The sequence below is a fragment of the Amedibacillus dolichus DSM 3991 genome, assembly GCF_000154285.1.
GTDB lineage: Bacteria > Bacillota_I > Bacilli_A > Erysipelotrichales > Erysipelotrichaceae > Amedibacillus > Amedibacillus dolichus.
Genome location: NZ_DS483473.1, coordinates 100441 through 114320 on the forward strand (window position 1 = coordinate 100441; position 13880 = coordinate 114320).

Annotated in this window: 16 protein-coding genes; 3 read left to right on the forward strand and 13 right to left on the reverse strand. The window is 35.0% G+C overall.

The features are described 5' to 3' along the window. Positions 1–190 precede the first annotated feature (190 nt). From EUBDOL_RS02495 to EUBDOL_RS02550, 12 genes are all read right to left on the reverse strand, one after another. Positions 191–946: a helix-turn-helix domain-containing protein gene (locus EUBDOL_RS02495; protein WP_004798153.1), complete on the reverse strand. Its 756-nt coding sequence runs from the start codon at positions 944–946 to the stop codon at positions 191–193. Positions 947–1180: 234 nt separating this feature from the next. Further along, positions 1181–1927, reverse strand: a complete 747-nt coding sequence (locus EUBDOL_RS02500) for an N-acetyltransferase (RefSeq protein WP_004798154.1) — start codon at positions 1925–1927, stop codon at positions 1181–1183. 359 nt (positions 1928–2286) lie between these two features. Next, positions 2287–2850, reverse strand: coding sequence for a GNAT family N-acetyltransferase (locus EUBDOL_RS02505; protein WP_004798155.1), 564 nt, complete (start codon positions 2848–2850; stop codon positions 2287–2289). Positions 2851–3036: 186 nt separating this feature from the next. After that, entirely contained in the window at positions 3037–4038 is a 1002-nt protein-coding gene (locus EUBDOL_RS02510) for a GGGtGRT protein (protein WP_004798156.1), read from the reverse strand. Positions 4039–4049: 11 nt separating this feature from the next. Then, positions 4050–4742, reverse strand: a complete 693-nt coding sequence (locus EUBDOL_RS02515; protein ID WP_022419631.1) for an iron-sulfur cluster assembly scaffold protein — start codon at positions 4740–4742, stop codon at positions 4050–4052. Positions 4743–4982: 240 nt separating this feature from the next. After that, entirely contained in the window at positions 4983–5537 is a 555-nt protein-coding gene (locus EUBDOL_RS02520) for a histidine phosphatase family protein (RefSeq protein ID WP_004798158.1), read from the reverse strand. Continuing rightward, positions 5534–6325: a PHP domain-containing protein gene (locus EUBDOL_RS02525; protein WP_004798159.1), complete on the reverse strand. Its 792-nt coding sequence runs from the start codon at positions 6323–6325 to the stop codon at positions 5534–5536. The genes EUBDOL_RS02520 and EUBDOL_RS02525 overlap by 4 nt, the downstream gene beginning before the upstream one ends. 397 nt (positions 6326–6722) lie before the next feature. Then, the gene (locus EUBDOL_RS02530; RefSeq protein ID WP_004798160.1) at positions 6723–7691 is read right to left on the reverse strand and encodes a carbohydrate kinase family protein; all 969 of its coding nucleotides are present in this window, start codon (positions 7689–7691) and stop codon (positions 6723–6725) included. Between the two features lie 235 nt (positions 7692–7926). After that, on the reverse strand, positions 7927–8370 hold the full coding sequence (locus tag EUBDOL_RS02535; RefSeq protein ID WP_004798161.1) for a thioredoxin fold domain-containing protein: 444 nt from the start codon (positions 8368–8370) through the stop codon (positions 7927–7929). Between the two features lie 19 nt (positions 8371–8389). Next, entirely contained in the window at positions 8390–8803 is a 414-nt protein-coding gene (locus tag EUBDOL_RS02540; protein WP_004798162.1) for a C-GCAxxG-C-C family protein, read from the reverse strand. 15 nt (positions 8804–8818) lie between these two features. Further along, positions 8819–9355: a GNAT family N-acetyltransferase gene (locus EUBDOL_RS02545; RefSeq protein ID WP_050750071.1), complete on the reverse strand. Its 537-nt coding sequence runs from the start codon at positions 9353–9355 to the stop codon at positions 8819–8821. Between the two features lies 1 nt (position 9356). Then, positions 9357–9914 carry a hypothetical protein gene (locus EUBDOL_RS02550; RefSeq protein WP_022419625.1) on the reverse strand — a complete coding sequence of 186 codons (558 nt, stop codon included), beginning with the start codon at positions 9912–9914 and terminating at the stop codon, positions 9357–9359. Between the two features lie 191 nt (positions 9915–10105). Between EUBDOL_RS02550 and EUBDOL_RS02555 the strand changes: the two genes are divergently transcribed. The 3 genes from EUBDOL_RS02555 to EUBDOL_RS02565 all read left to right on the forward strand — a co-directional run bounded on the left by EUBDOL_RS02555 (position 10106) and on the right by EUBDOL_RS02565 (position 12292). Further along, on the forward strand, positions 10106–10285 hold the full coding sequence (locus tag EUBDOL_RS02555; protein ID WP_148495292.1) for a hypothetical protein: 180 nt from the start codon (positions 10106–10108) through the stop codon (positions 10283–10285). Continuing rightward, positions 10282–10698: a hypothetical protein gene (locus EUBDOL_RS02560; RefSeq protein ID WP_004798166.1), complete on the forward strand. Its 417-nt coding sequence runs from the start codon at positions 10282–10284 to the stop codon at positions 10696–10698. Before EUBDOL_RS02555 ends, EUBDOL_RS02560 begins: the two co-directional genes overlap by 4 nt. 253 nt (positions 10699–10951) lie before the next feature. Then, the gene (locus EUBDOL_RS02565) at positions 10952–12292 is read left to right on the forward strand and encodes an ATP-binding protein (protein ID WP_004798167.1); all 1341 of its coding nucleotides are present in this window, start codon (positions 10952–10954) and stop codon (positions 12290–12292) included. Between the two features lie 115 nt (positions 12293–12407). On the opposite strand, the gene ltrA is transcribed toward EUBDOL_RS02565, so the two are convergent. Next, positions 12408–13700, reverse strand: coding sequence for a group II intron reverse transcriptase/maturase (gene ltrA, locus EUBDOL_RS02570; RefSeq protein WP_040462961.1), 1293 nt, complete (start codon positions 13698–13700; stop codon positions 12408–12410). Between the last annotated feature and the right edge of the window lie 180 nt (positions 13701–13880).

Sequence of the window (13880 nt, forward strand, 5' to 3'; positions counted from 1 at the left end):
ACAAGACTTATTCCACTAGTGGACGATAAGTCTTGTCATTTCAGATGTTGCCAGGATCAAAAATCCATGATGTTGACAGCATCGCACCAGTGTGCCGACTACTCCCTTATACATTTTTAGTTTATCAAAATCAGCTTAAAAGGTCAATATTTCCATGTCTTTCCCATAACTTCACATTTTTTGTCGTCAATTACACTTCATACCTTTTTCCTACCGCATAAAGCACAATCATAAAGATACTTATTCCTACAATCACAACAGGAAGCCAAAACTCTCTCCATAATACCTCACTATACCAACATATTCCTATACAAAGCAAAGGATAGAGTACCGCAAAGCTAAGAGTAAACACTCTGCATACAATGCAAATATATCTCCAATTATGATTATTAAGAGATAAACCAACGATATGGATCTTAAATATTCCTTGTGAAACATAATTGATTTTATTATTGTCATAATAGGAAGGCAGAAAATCTTTCGCGAAGAAACAAAACCAAAAAGCAAAGAGCAACATGAGCACACTAAGATACAGCGTATCTTTCACATAGGTATCCCTTATATCCAAGCCCCAAAGCCAAAAAGCTTCCAATCCAAATACAACAGCAACGATGAAAAATGCATATCTTCGATTTCGTTTATGCCCACGTAATGTACCTTCCATAGCTATATCAACAGAGCAATTCACCAACGCTTCTTCCCTTGTTTTCGCCACACTCTCTTGTGTTAGCTTTTCTCCCTTTAACAGCTCATTCACACTGATATCCAATAACTCTGCCAATGGAGCGAGCAAAACGATATTGGGCATACTGATGCCATTCTCCCACTTACTGATCGTTTTATCACTCACAAATAGCTGATCGCCCAATTCCTTCTGTTTCATATTTTTCGCCTTCCGCATTTCACTGATAAAGTGTCCGATTTTTTCATGATCTAGTGATTCCATTTATCCACCACCTCTGCCACTATTGTAAAATCATTCTTTGAAATACGCAATCTACGAAACGGAGAATTAAGCATTTACCTATATCTTTTCACTTATTCTATAAACATGATACTTTTGTTTACACCTAGTGTCAGTCATGAAAAATTTGCATAAAAAAACTTTTCTACCTTTACTGCAATACTAAATACAGCTTCTAATATGCAATACATTCGATACCATTATTAAAATCAAGCTTTACTTCTCCAATAGCTTCAAAAATTTCTTGTCATTCAGAAGCTCATTGGCAATAAAATTACCATCAAAAAACAATGCATACGTTGTAACCGCTGTTACTACATTTTGAGCCTGTTCTTTGCTTTGCAAATGAACTGCTTTAAATGGTATGGATTTTTCTTTGGCGATTGCTTCGATCATAGGTACATAGCGTGCATTGAACGGACATTGATCGGTATAGTACAGAACATATCCCTTTTCATCAATATGAGGATTTTTCGCACATTCCTTAAACCTAGGTAAATGAACATTTTTATCAAATGGCAAATACCATAATTGAATACCATTAGTGGCTTCATCACATACTCGAAATCCTTTATATTTTAAAAATTTAGGATCTGCTAAGAAAGGTTTTTTCTTTGCCGCCGACAAAATACACAATCCCTTTTTCCCTTTATTTTTACTATCCTCGATACAAGCATTTAATAAATCTGATGAATAGCCATGCCCTTTCAACGAACCTGCAACCCATAAACAGTTAATATACATATAGCCCTCAGCCAAAATCGGATTCCAAGCATTTTCAGCAGGGATATACTCAATAAAGCACTTGCCTCTTTCGATACTTTTCAAAAAAACTAAGCCTTCTTTAAACTGCCTTGACAGCCACGCTTTTTTTGAAGCCACTTGAATATCACTAGTGTTAGAAAGCGCACAGCAAATATGTTCTTTTTCTATATTTTCACTTGTAACCTTAATATATTCCAATGTATAAAACCTCCATCAATTGCACATTGATTTATTACTGTTTAGTATAGCATAGAAAATCATACAGTCATTATTTTTTAGCTATCTTTTTTACTCAATGGATTATTAAGAATATAAACGTTATTACATAACAGCTTCTAACCGATTATGCTCTAAAAAGAATATCAATACAGAATTATCACTAAAAAAGACATTCCATTTGAAAATATGAAATGCCGATTTGCTTATGATCTCCTAATGATGTGAATAATCAAACTTTTCATTCTATTTATTCAGAAATAATTTTTCTGATAAAACTATCAATCATAAAGCTTATGTATCAAATCACATCATATTCTAAACATACATAAAAAGTATAATCATGAGGAAAGAACAAAATAGAAATCATATTCCGTTCCATCATGACCTATCAGCTTTTCATCTGTGTAATGAAAACCTAATGCTTTTAAAGCTTTGATACGCTCCGTAGCCTCATGAATAGCTTTTGTAGCGATTTTATCACAATGAAATAACGAATACGTCGGTTTCAAAATCAAATCAAGTATTTTGACAATCTCATCTGCTTTCTCATAATCACTTCGCAGATCCAATCTTAACAAGCCGCAGTTGGTAAAATAATCTGTTGCATCTCTGTGAAATAGCTCAATCGTTCCGATAGCTTCCTTTGATGCTTTTGATAGGATTGCCCAACGTACAAATCCACTTCGCTGATATTCAAAATCCCAATACTCGATTGCTTCTTGCATTCGTTGCTCGCTCGTATAATAGAAATCATCGCCTCCGCAATTATCACTGTTAAAAAAACAAACAGCTTTACGATCAGAATATACCTTCAACAAATCATCACGATCTTGCTTTTTTACTTGTCTTAAATAGTAAAATTCATTTTCAAATACCGGACAATTTTGATATACATCTTTCATTATAAAACCCTTCTTTCTATAAAAGATATCTTTAAAATAAGTATAGCACACCCCTCCTTTTTACAATTACAAGAATATACTTTGATACATCGAAGTTCTTACAATCCTATAAAAAAGTACCTATTCCTCAATAGATACTCAATACAGTTAAAAAAAGACCGGCATACACCGATCTCTCTCTATTTATTATTTATTCATTGCTTCAGAAATCGCAACTGCAACCGCAACAGAAGCTCCAACCATAGGGTTGTTACCCATACCGATTAGACCCATCATTTCTACGTGAGCAGGAACAGAAGAAGAACCTGCAAACTGAGCATCAGAGTGCATACGTCCCATTGTATCTGTCATACCATAAGAAGCCGGACCAGCAGCCATGTTATCTGGGTGAAGCGTACGTCCTGTACCACCACCACTTGCTACTGAGAAATACTTTTTACCTTGTTCGTTGCATTCTTTTTTATAAGTACCTGCAACTGGGTGCTGGAAACGTGTAGGGTTTGTAGAGTTACCGGTAATAGAAACGTCTACACCTTCGTGATGCATAATTGCAACACCTTCACGAACATCATCTGCACCATAGCAGTTTACTGCAGCTCTTTCTCCATCAGAGTAAGCTGTTCTTGATACTTCCTTCAATTCTCCTGTGAAGTAATCAAACTTAGTTTCAACATGTGTGAATCCGTTGATACGAGAAATGATCTTAGCAGCATCTTTTCCCAAACCGTTAAGGATAACGCGTAGTGGTTCTTTACGAGCCTTGTTAGCGTTACGAGCGATACCGATAGCTCCTTCTGCCGCAGCAAAGCTTTCGTGTCCTGCCAAGAATGCGAAACATTTTGTTTCATCACTCAACAACATAGCAGCTAGGTTACCATGACCTAAACCTACCTTACGATCATCTGCAACACTTCCCGGAATACAGAATGCCTGTAAACCTTCACCAAGTGATTTTGCTACATCGTAAGCTGTTTTATCTCCTTTTTTGATGGCAATCGCAGCCCCTGTGATGTATGCCCAGCAAGCATTTTCAAAACAGATTGGCTGAATACCTTTAACGATGTCATAAACATCGACACCTAAATCATCACATAGTTTTTTTGCTTCTTCAATGGAAGAAATACCATATGAATTTAATACTTCATTGATTTTATCTATACGTCTTTCGTATCCTTCAAATAATGCCATGATTTTTCCTCCTATTCGTGACGTGGGTCGATGTACTTAACAGCATCTGCAAATCGACCGTAAGTTTTCTTAGCGTTGTTTAATGCTTCCTCAGGATTAACACCCTTCTTAACAGCGTCCATGAATACACCCATGTTTACATATTCGTAACCGATGATTTCATCGTTTGCGTCAAGACCCATACGTAGGATATATCCTTCTGCAAGCTCTAGGTAACGAGGACCTTTTACCTTTGTAGAATAAACAGTACCAACCTGAGAGCGAGTACCCTTACCTAAATCCTCTAGACCTGCACCGACAGGAAGTCCGTTTTCAGAGAATGCAGACTGTGTACGACCGTAAATGATCTGTAAGAACAATTCACGCATTGCTGTGTTGATTGCATCACAAACAAGGTCTGTATTAACAGCTTCCAGCAAAGTCTTACCAACGATTGCTTCACTAGCCATTGCCGCAGAGTGAGTCATACCGGAGCAGCCTAATGTTTCGATCAATGCTTCTTCGATAATACCTTCCTTAACATTTAATGTCAGCTTACATGCACCCTGCTGAGGAGCACACCAACCGATACCGTGAGTCAAACCAGAGATATCTTTGATTTCTCTTGAGTACACCCATTTTCCTTCTTCAGGAATAGGTGCACAACCATGGCTTGCACCACATTTTACTGTGCACATGTTTTCAACTTCTTTTGAATAAATCATGTCATTTCTCCTTTCCGCTATATCCATGATTATAAACGTGCCACTTTTGAAAGCAGCTTGCGATTTCGCAATGTTATATACGAACATTACGTCTGACGAATCCGTCGTTTTTTGATATTTGTAAAAATATTCACAAAAAGACGCTCCGCCTTTTTATTGTAATTCTTTTCTTTCTTTATGTCAATGTTTACAAGCCCTCATTACTTACAAAAAATGCGTAAAAAAAAGAGGATTTTCACCTCATAGAATGCGTTTTGCCTCTCCATGCTCGGCAATTCTGATTTCACAGTTTCCAATCATCACACTATGCAAATCTTCAAAATCATAGCCATGAAAATGACAATAGAAAGGAATACTTACTCCCCCATGAGCAACCAGCAAAATATTTTGATCCTCAGCAAGCTTTATAAGTTCATCAAGAAAGCTTTCGACACGTCTGTAAAACCGATTGGCACTTTCACTTCCTTCCCAAATAATCTCATCACTGCATGACCAAATCTTTTGAAAATCAATATGTTCATCACATACTCCCTCATGAACACCGAAGCAGCGCTCTGCCAAACGCTCATCTACCGTAATCGGAAGTTTCCAATTTTCGTTGATAATTTCCGCTGTTTTCTTTGCTCTTTGCAAAGGGGAACAATAGATGCGATCCATACGTACATTCGCAAGCTTATCACGTGCAATCATCGCTTGATGAATCCCATTTTCATTCAATGGAATATCGGCACTTCCCTGCCAGCGATGTGCCACATTCCAATCGGTTTCTCCATGCCGTACAAAATAAATGCTCATACTAACTCCTCCAATACTTTCATCATTTCTTTTATATAACTTCCTACATGTGCAGGCTGATGCGCATCACTGGCAGTGATAATATTTACACCGGCTTGCTTTAGGATCGTTAAAAAAGTGAGGTTGGTTCCTAAATCCTCATGCTGATAACGATAATGAATACCGGTATTACTTTCCATGGAAACATGATGTTTGTAAGCCAGCAATGCAATACGTCGATAGGTAGGCTTCAGATCATAGCGTGGTTCATAATGAAAAAGCTTTAGCTGATCGGGGTGGGCGATTTGTGTAAATAAATCGCTTTCGATCATATCTTCCATAATTTCATAATAGCGCTGATAAATCGCATCTGTATCAAGAATATCCCAAAGAATTTCTTTTGAAAAGCTCGGCATATCATAAAGCTTTCCATCAATGGAATGAATACTACCGATCAAAAAATCATACGGATATTGGCAAAGGATATTCTTCAAAAAAGCTTCCTGCTTAGGTACATAGCATACCTCTAAGCCAAATTTTACCTCAATAGGAAGCTCTGTCTGCTTCATTTCCGCAATCAAACGATGATAGTTGGCAAGAGGCTCTTTTAACTTCTTAGCAAACCAATCCCGTTGGCTTTGATTATCTTTTCTCAAATCTTCATAAAGAGGGGCAAATTCACAAAATCGGTGTGTATGATCCAAAATATGCAAGCAATCAATACCAGCCTTTTGCGCCGCTTCCACAAACTGCATAACATACTCCTTAGTAAGCGGTCCATTTTCTAAATGCACATGTCCATCAATCATTCCACACCCTCCTTATTCTTACTTTAACTCCTTTAATATAGCGCATTTCTCTTTAAAAAACAATAAAGAGAGGTACCTCTTCCCTCCCTTAATATATATTGCATCTTTTTCTGAGATAGCACACCATATTTAATGAATAGAAAATAGCCTCTATCAATCAACAAGGGACAACAGCATTGAATTATGAAAAACCTGCCTTAATTTTCTACTTACCGAAAGCAATCCATAAAGCTGTAAAAAGTATAAAGAAAAGCCGCTTCCTCTCGTTTGACAAACGAATACAGCTACTTACAAAACACAGATACAACGCTTATATTTTATCTTTTATTCTATCCGATAAATCGAAAATACAAACATTTCCTTTAGCACTCTATCTTTAAAGAGCGGCGTTTCTTTATCATTTCATTTGGTTTAAAAACTGTTCTAACTCTGATCGTGATGCCATAGCCGACATTGCTCCCTGCTTGGTTGTAGTATGCGCACCATAAGCATTGGCAAATCTCAACATCTCTAAAGTTTCTTCTTCAGTGCAAATAGAAATATCCTTTCCAAGCATTAACAGCTTATATAAAAAGGCTCCAATAAAAGCATCTCCGGCTCCGGTCGTATCCTTTGCATCAACAAAATAACCTGCTGTTTCTACCCAAAACCCGCTTTTATGATATGCTCTAGCTCCGTTTTTCCCCATTGTATAAATCACACACGAAACGTTTCCGACAAACAAGTCAGGAAGTGCAGCTTTTATTGTTTGTTTTCCGCTAATAAACTCCAGTTCTTCATCGGAAAGCTTTAAAATATGTGCATAAGGCAAAAATTCTAAAACCGTCTGTCTAAGCTTTTCTTTATCTTTCCATAAAGGAAAACGCAAATTCGGATCAAAGCTTACCGTAAGTTGTTTCGCAAGAGCTAGCTCAATCAGCTTTTTATGTGCATAGTGCATAGGACTTTCCACCAAATCTACACTGCAAAAATGTAAAATGCCACAATCATCAAGCATTGATTCCTGTATTTGTACAGGTTCTAACAATAAATCCGCACTTGTTTTACGATAAAATTGAAAATCTCGATTACCATCTTCAGCTAACGAAACAAAAGCAAGTGCCGTATCTCCTTCTTCACTGCGTTGAATATCACTCGTATCAATCCCATAGCTTTGCATCGTGGCTACTAAAAAATCACCGAATGCATCTTTACCGAGTTGCGTAATAACCTTACTACTGCCACCCAATCTAGCCACTGCCGCCGCAACATTGGCAGGTGCTCCTCCGGCTGTTCTTTGAAAGGATACAACATCTTTTAAGCATACTCCCTTTTGAGAAGGAATAAAGTCAATCAAAGCTTCTCCTATTGCACATAGCTTTTTCATACTTAACACCTCTTTTTGTTCTGTTATTTGCTTTTCATTATAGATTTGCTATATGGAAAAGTCAATGAATCCCAATCTTGATTTTTTGCCTTTTCTTATTTAACAAGCTATTTCATGTCAAACAACAGATACTTCAAGTATCCTAGTCCAATAAAGCAGTATTTGAATTGTTAAAACATACTTGATTTTACCATCAAAATGTATTCATACGAAAAAAATAACCCAAGTATTTGGATTATTTCTTCTCATCTAATTTATATTCCTTTACAAAATCATCAAAGTCATCTTCCTCGGTAAGACCTAAAATTTCTTCCTCTATTTTTCCATCTTTTACGTAATAAAGTGTCGGAGTACTATCCAATTCTTTAAAGGTTTTACGTATTTTCTTTAAATTCTCAGAGCGTTCTTCCTTCGGTGCTTCATCTAATACTACTTCATATAAGGTGATATTGTGATATAAAAGATATTCATCAAGCATTTCATGGAATACAATACAATGAGAGCATTGTGTTTGCGTAAAAACAATTGCGAAAGATTCCTTTTTATCAATCATAGACTGCATCTCACCTACTGTTACACGAACAACCTCACCCGGTGTACTATCACGTTCATAAGATGATGAGCACCCGCCTAACGCCAGTGTCATGATACATGCAAATATACATACTATTTTTTTCATATAGCGACTCCTATTCTGTTTATTTCTTAAGCATGTGATCTAAAATATCACAAGCACTATGGATACAGTGAATACAGCATACACGTTTATTATCTTCCATATCCTGACTTCCATTACGTAAAATATCAAAACAGTTCAAATATCCATTTGCTTCCACAAATTGTTCTACCATTTCTTTCACAATCGGATACGTTTGTTGTTTACTGCTCATATCTTCTACACCCTTACTAATTTGGCTGCCGGCAACCATGACCATGGCACTGCATGCTCCACAGGTATGCCCATAATGTCCCATACCACCGCCAAATCCTTCACTGATTCGATAGGCAGCGTCCTCACTCAATAACAAGCTGTCATGATAAGCGCAAGCAACTGCCTGTGCGCAGCTATATCCTTTTTTATACAGTTGAATTGCTAGTTCTTTACGTTCCATTTCCTTACACCCTTTTTATTTGTTTCCTTTCCATGTAAATTCTACACGATATACATATTTATAAATATCCGGTATCATATCCACCACATCAACCTCTTGTAGCTGTTTATTGAATGTCATCAAATACAAAGGCAATGGTTCATGCTCTTGATGTAATGGCGGCATTGCATAGTCTATTTCATCAAATAGTTTTGCTCCTAATCGCTGATACAATCGAATCCTGCGCCTAGCTATTTCCGTTGTCGGATACTCTACTTCAAAGATACTTGGCTTTTTTAATGTGGAAATAAACTGTTGTAAGATCCTGCTTCCATAGCCCTTTCCACGTACTGCCGAAGTAAGTGCAAAATGTTCGATAAAGGTAAAGTTCTTTTCTTCGTAGATTGCTAAAAAGCCAATCAGCTGATTCTGTTCGTAAAAACCGTACACATGATAATCCTCTCGTTCAAACAAACGCTTTTGTTCCTTATATGTACGCATTTCCGTTATCGGAAAGCTTTCCTGCATGATTTGAAACATTGCATCAAATTCTTCTAGTGTTAATTCTTTCATGCTAAATCCCCATTTCTGCGATTGATTTGTTTTCATAATGTCGCCATACCCATAGTCCGATTATCCCATTGACAACAAGAATAGAGCCTATCGCCATATAAACGATATCTACCTCTCTTAAGCATACGATAAGTATAGCACAAATGATCGAGCTGAAAGCTAATAAGTAACTGATCCAACCTACCTGAGAGCGTAGAAGCCGCAGACGATAGCCTAACAATAGGTTTTCAACCATGTGCAGTACCATAATAAAGGCAAATGCCAAGTGAATATAGTTTACTGCTTCATAGCTTCGTACCATGAGCCAAATGCCGGTAAAGCTTGCACATACGCTATGTATAAGGCTGACTATGGAAAAACGAAAATGCTCATCTTCTTGAATAAACAACAGTAGCTGTCCGACTCCCTGTACCACCAAAAGCGTGCCGGCTAGTTTAGCTACTACCAGTTTATTATCATTGTCCATAACCCAAAATATAACGCCGCTTAAAATCCATAAAATAGATTGAAAAAAACCATTCCATTTTAGTTTTCGTATATGTGCTTTTTTAAACTGCATACATATTCCTCCGCAATTGGTAATATCGTAACACTTTTTTGCTAAGTTGAAAAGCACTAAAGCTTTTCGTTTTTTCTTACCTGCATGAAGAACAAACAATAAAACATGGTTAGAGCAGTTATGGTGATTCTGAATATGTTCCTCATGTCATGCGATATTATCAGTTCGCACAGCTTGTTTTTCTATTGTTTATGAAAAAAGTAATTCTTGAAAAGAAAGTTCATTCTAAATTAAATGCTTCCATAAATGATTTTAACAATCGTTTTTATGATTTAAAAATCAAAGAACAAAAAGCATGTGAAAAATTAATAAATGATTTAATTCAGGAACAGATTGAATTTTTAAAAGAAAGAAATGAGGAAGTAGAATGAATCCTATTGAATCATACAAAGAATATTTAAAGATATTAAAGAATCATCACTACAAAAATTACGAAATTGATTATATTCTTCAAATGAACAAATCTAATGATCATCATTTTATTGGTTACGCAACATCAAAAGAAAATAATGATGAAATGGTTTATGTCAAATTCAAAGATAAGAGTATGTCAGAAGTCTATTCTATTCCAGATTGGGATTTTAATGTAGATGGATATCTTTTATCTGAACTTGAACAAGGATATACAATTGATTATATGTCTTTAGAATGTCATTATAATACATGGTGTAGTATAGATGAATGGCGTGATGAATTAGAACATACCAATGGACTTCAAAATATCTATCGTATTGTCAGAAAAATGCTTTCAAAAATTATGAAGAACGTTGTCATGATATGTTAGAAAATCATCTTTCTTTTTAAAAAAATAAAACGAAACCAAAAGAAAAAAGTTTTGAAAGATAAAATATATGTATATTTATATTAAGAACGGTAATAATAGACTAATATCCAGATTTAATAAAATTATAAGTTTATCAAACATTTAAATAGGGATTTGCGTATATTTTGCAATTTCATGAATGGGGATTTGCGTATTTTTAGTGTTTACTTGAACGGGGATTCAAGATATAATAGGTAATGTGAGGTGATGTTCTGTGGAAAAACCAGTTTTTAAAAGAAAAATATATAATGAGATACTTGAATGGAAAGAAAATCGAAGCGATAAGTATGCATTACTAATCAAAGGAGCAAGACGTATTGGTAAAAGTACAATTGCTGAAGAGTTTGCAAAAAATGAATTTAAATCATATATTTTAATCGATTTCGCACATACAAGTAAAGAAATCATAGAACTTTTTAATGATATGTATAATCTAGACTTTTTCTTTTTACAACTTCAACAGTTTACAGGTACTAGGTTGCATGAAAAAGAATCCGTTATTATTTTTGATGAAGTTCAACTTCTACCTAAAGCTAGACAAGCAATAAAATATCTTGTAGCTGATGGAAGATATAAATACATTGAAACAGGATCACTATTATCAATTAAGAAAAACACTAAAGATATTTTGATTCCTAGCGAAGAACACAAGATATCTATGTATCCTATGGATTTTGAAGAATTTTTATGGGCAATTGGCGATGATATGACAGCAGATACAATAAAATTACTAATAAAAAGTAAGAAACCTGCTGGTAATTCTTTGCATAGAAATCTCATGCGAACTTTCAGACTCTATATGCTTATAGGTGGAATGCCCCAAGCTATAGAATCATATCTAGAAAATAATAATTTACAGATAGTAGACGAAGTAAAAAGAGAAATAATTGATTTATATGAAGAAGATTTTGTTAAAATTGATGGTACAGGGCTTGCAGGAGATATATACGATGCAATACCAGCTAATTTAAGCAGTAATGCATCAAGATATGTTTTATCAACCGCTAGAGAAGGAATAAGAACAAATAGAGTACGTGAATTAATTCCTGATATGCTTAGCTCATTTACTGTAAATATTGCGTATCATGCAAACAATCCTAATGTTGGATTTGCTTTAGAGAAAGATACTAGTCGTTATAAACTCTTTCTTTCTGATGTGGGATTGTTTATAACACTTGCATTTAAAGACAAAGATTTTACTGATAATGTTATCTATAATAAACTATTATCAAATAAACTTGATACAAATCTAGGGTATATATATGAAAATGTTGTGGCTCAAATGTTATTAGCAAAAGGTAATAATTTATTTTACTACACAATGGATAGTGATAGTTCAAACCGATTATATGAAATTGATTTTTTATTTTCAATAGGGAACAAAGTATGTCCAATAGAAGTTAAATCTGGAAATTATAGATCTCATAAATCATTAGATTTATTTTGCACTAAGTTCAGTAGTAGAATTAAGGAAAAATACGTCGTTCATACAAAAGACTATAAATTTGAAAATGGAATAAAATATCTTCCCATTTATATGGTTCCGTTTATCTAAAAATGTAATCAAATGAATGTAATAGAGTAGAGGGAAAATAAATTATTTTCGCCCCTCTCATTGCACCGTACGTACGGTTCTCGTATACGGCGCTACATTTACATGTTACTACAGCTTATCCTAGGTAATATGTTAGAGGATTGACCAATCCCGGTCTTTCCTCTTTTTTCATGGCTAATATTTTATCATTCAATAAAAAGTTGACTACATTTCCATTAGCTTGTTTATATAAACCTAATCTTGTATTCGCTACTGCATATATCTTCTCATCACTGAATTTATATGGTAACTTTCTATTCAATTTCTGTAAATTTACATATATTGTTTCGGGTTTCTTCCATTGTTTGAGTATAATTACCCTTATTTTGTGTCTTACCCATTCTCCAAACTTCGTTATGAACATTTTCATGCTACCTATTCGGTAATAATTTATCCACCCTCTCATGATTTGATTTATCTTTTTAAAGGTGATTGCGTTTGGTCTTGCCACACATTTCTTTCGGATTAACTCTTTCCGACATTTGTCATATAAGTTTTTCTTACTTCTCTGTGTTGGTCTACATTTCCACTCTGTGGAATTCTTGTAATATGTAAATCCCAGAAAGTTACTGTCCGTTGGTCTTACAACTTTTGTTTTAGTTGCACTGACTTTTAAAAACAGTTTTCTTTCTAGCCATGACGTTACTGACTTCATTACTCTATTGGCTGCCATTTCACTCTTTACAAAGATATTACTATCATCTGCGTAGCGTACAAATCGCAATCCTCTGTTTTCCAATTCTTTATCAAATTTATCTAAATAAACATTAGATAAGATTGGACTTAAAGGACCGCCTTGTGGCATTCCTATGGTATTAGCTTTCGCTAATCCATTTTCCATAACTCCTGCTCTGAGGAATTTTCTGATTAAATATAATGTTGTCGAGTCATTCACATCTTCTCTAAGGATTGATATTAATTTATCATGATTTACTGTGTCAAAATATGCTTTTATATCTAAGTCTATTACCCACTCATATCCCTCATTTAGATATTGTAATGTTTTCGTGATAGCATCTTGCGCACTTCGCTTTGGTCGATAGCCATAGCTGTTTTCACTGAATTGATTATCATATATATGTGATAATTTCTGTGCGATTGCTTGTTGTATAACTCTATCTTTTACCGTCGATATTCCCAACGGTCTTTTCTTACCGTTTGCCTTAGGTATATACACTCTTTTGACTGGCTGAGGTTTATATTTCTTTTCAAATATACTTTGCTTTATTTCTTCCTTATACAAGTTGAAATATTCGTCAATTTCCTCCACTGTCATTTTATCAATGCCTGGGGCACCTTTATTTATTTTGACCCTCTTGATTGCTTCCTTAAGATTTTCTTCTCTCAGTATTTCATCTATTAATCTCATGCTGTTGCTCTCCTTTCCCTTTGTAAATGTACTTGGAATTATTCCCTCTATCTTCATTCCATAGAGTTACGTTCTCTATTTATAAAACTATCTTCGATTTCGAATTATCCAAGCATTGCGCTTTGGCGAGTTGCTCCATATAAACATTAAGTCCTTCAGTATTCGGTGCAAAATACCTAC

Bases quoted from the DNA above. Each gene is read 5' to 3' on its own strand.
- EUBDOL_RS02510 (WP_004798156.1), bottom strand. From the start codon at position 4,038: ATGGCATTATTTGAAGGATACGAAAGACGTATAGATAAAATCAATGAA.
- EUBDOL_RS02505 (WP_004798155.1), bottom strand. From the start codon at position 2,850: ATGAAAGATGTATATCAAAATTGTCCGGTATTTGAAAATGAATTTTAC.
- EUBDOL_RS02495 (WP_004798153.1), bottom strand. From the start codon at position 946: ATGGAATCACTAGATCATGAAAAAATCGGACACTTTATCAGTGAAATG.
- EUBDOL_RS02525 (WP_004798159.1), bottom strand. From the start codon at position 6,325: ATGATTGATGGACATGTGCATTTAGAAAATGGACCGCTTACTAAGGAG.
- EUBDOL_RS02555 (WP_148495292.1), top strand. From the start codon at position 10,106: ATGAAAAAAGTAATTCTTGAAAAGAAAGTTCATTCTAAATTAAATGCT.
- EUBDOL_RS02535 (WP_004798161.1), bottom strand. From the start codon at position 8,370: ATGAAAAAAATAGTATGTATATTTGCATGTATCATGACACTGGCGTTA.
- EUBDOL_RS02530 (WP_004798160.1), bottom strand. From the start codon at position 7,691: ATGAAAAAGCTATGTGCAATAGGAGAAGCTTTGATTGACTTTATTCCT.
- EUBDOL_RS02520 (WP_004798158.1), bottom strand. From the start codon at position 5,537: ATGAGCATTTATTTTGTACGGCATGGAGAAACCGATTGGAATGTGGCA.
- EUBDOL_RS02560 (WP_004798166.1), top strand. From the start codon at position 10,282: ATGAATCCTATTGAATCATACAAAGAATATTTAAAGATATTAAAGAAT.
- EUBDOL_RS02545 (WP_050750071.1), bottom strand. From the start codon at position 9,355: ATGAAAGAATTAACACTAGAAGAATTTGATGCAATGTTTCAAATCATG.
- EUBDOL_RS02550 (WP_022419625.1), bottom strand. From the start codon at position 9,914: ATGCAGTTTAAAAAAGCACATATACGAAAACTAAAATGGAATGGTTTT.
- ltrA (WP_040462961.1), bottom strand. From the start codon at position 13,700: ATGAGATTAATAGATGAAATACTGAGAGAAGAAAATCTTAAGGAAGCA.
- EUBDOL_RS02540 (WP_004798162.1), bottom strand. From the start codon at position 8,803: ATGGAACGTAAAGAACTAGCAATTCAACTGTATAAAAAAGGATATAGC.
- EUBDOL_RS02515 (WP_022419631.1), bottom strand. From the start codon at position 4,742: ATGATTTATTCAAAAGAAGTTGAAAACATGTGCACAGTAAAATGTGGT.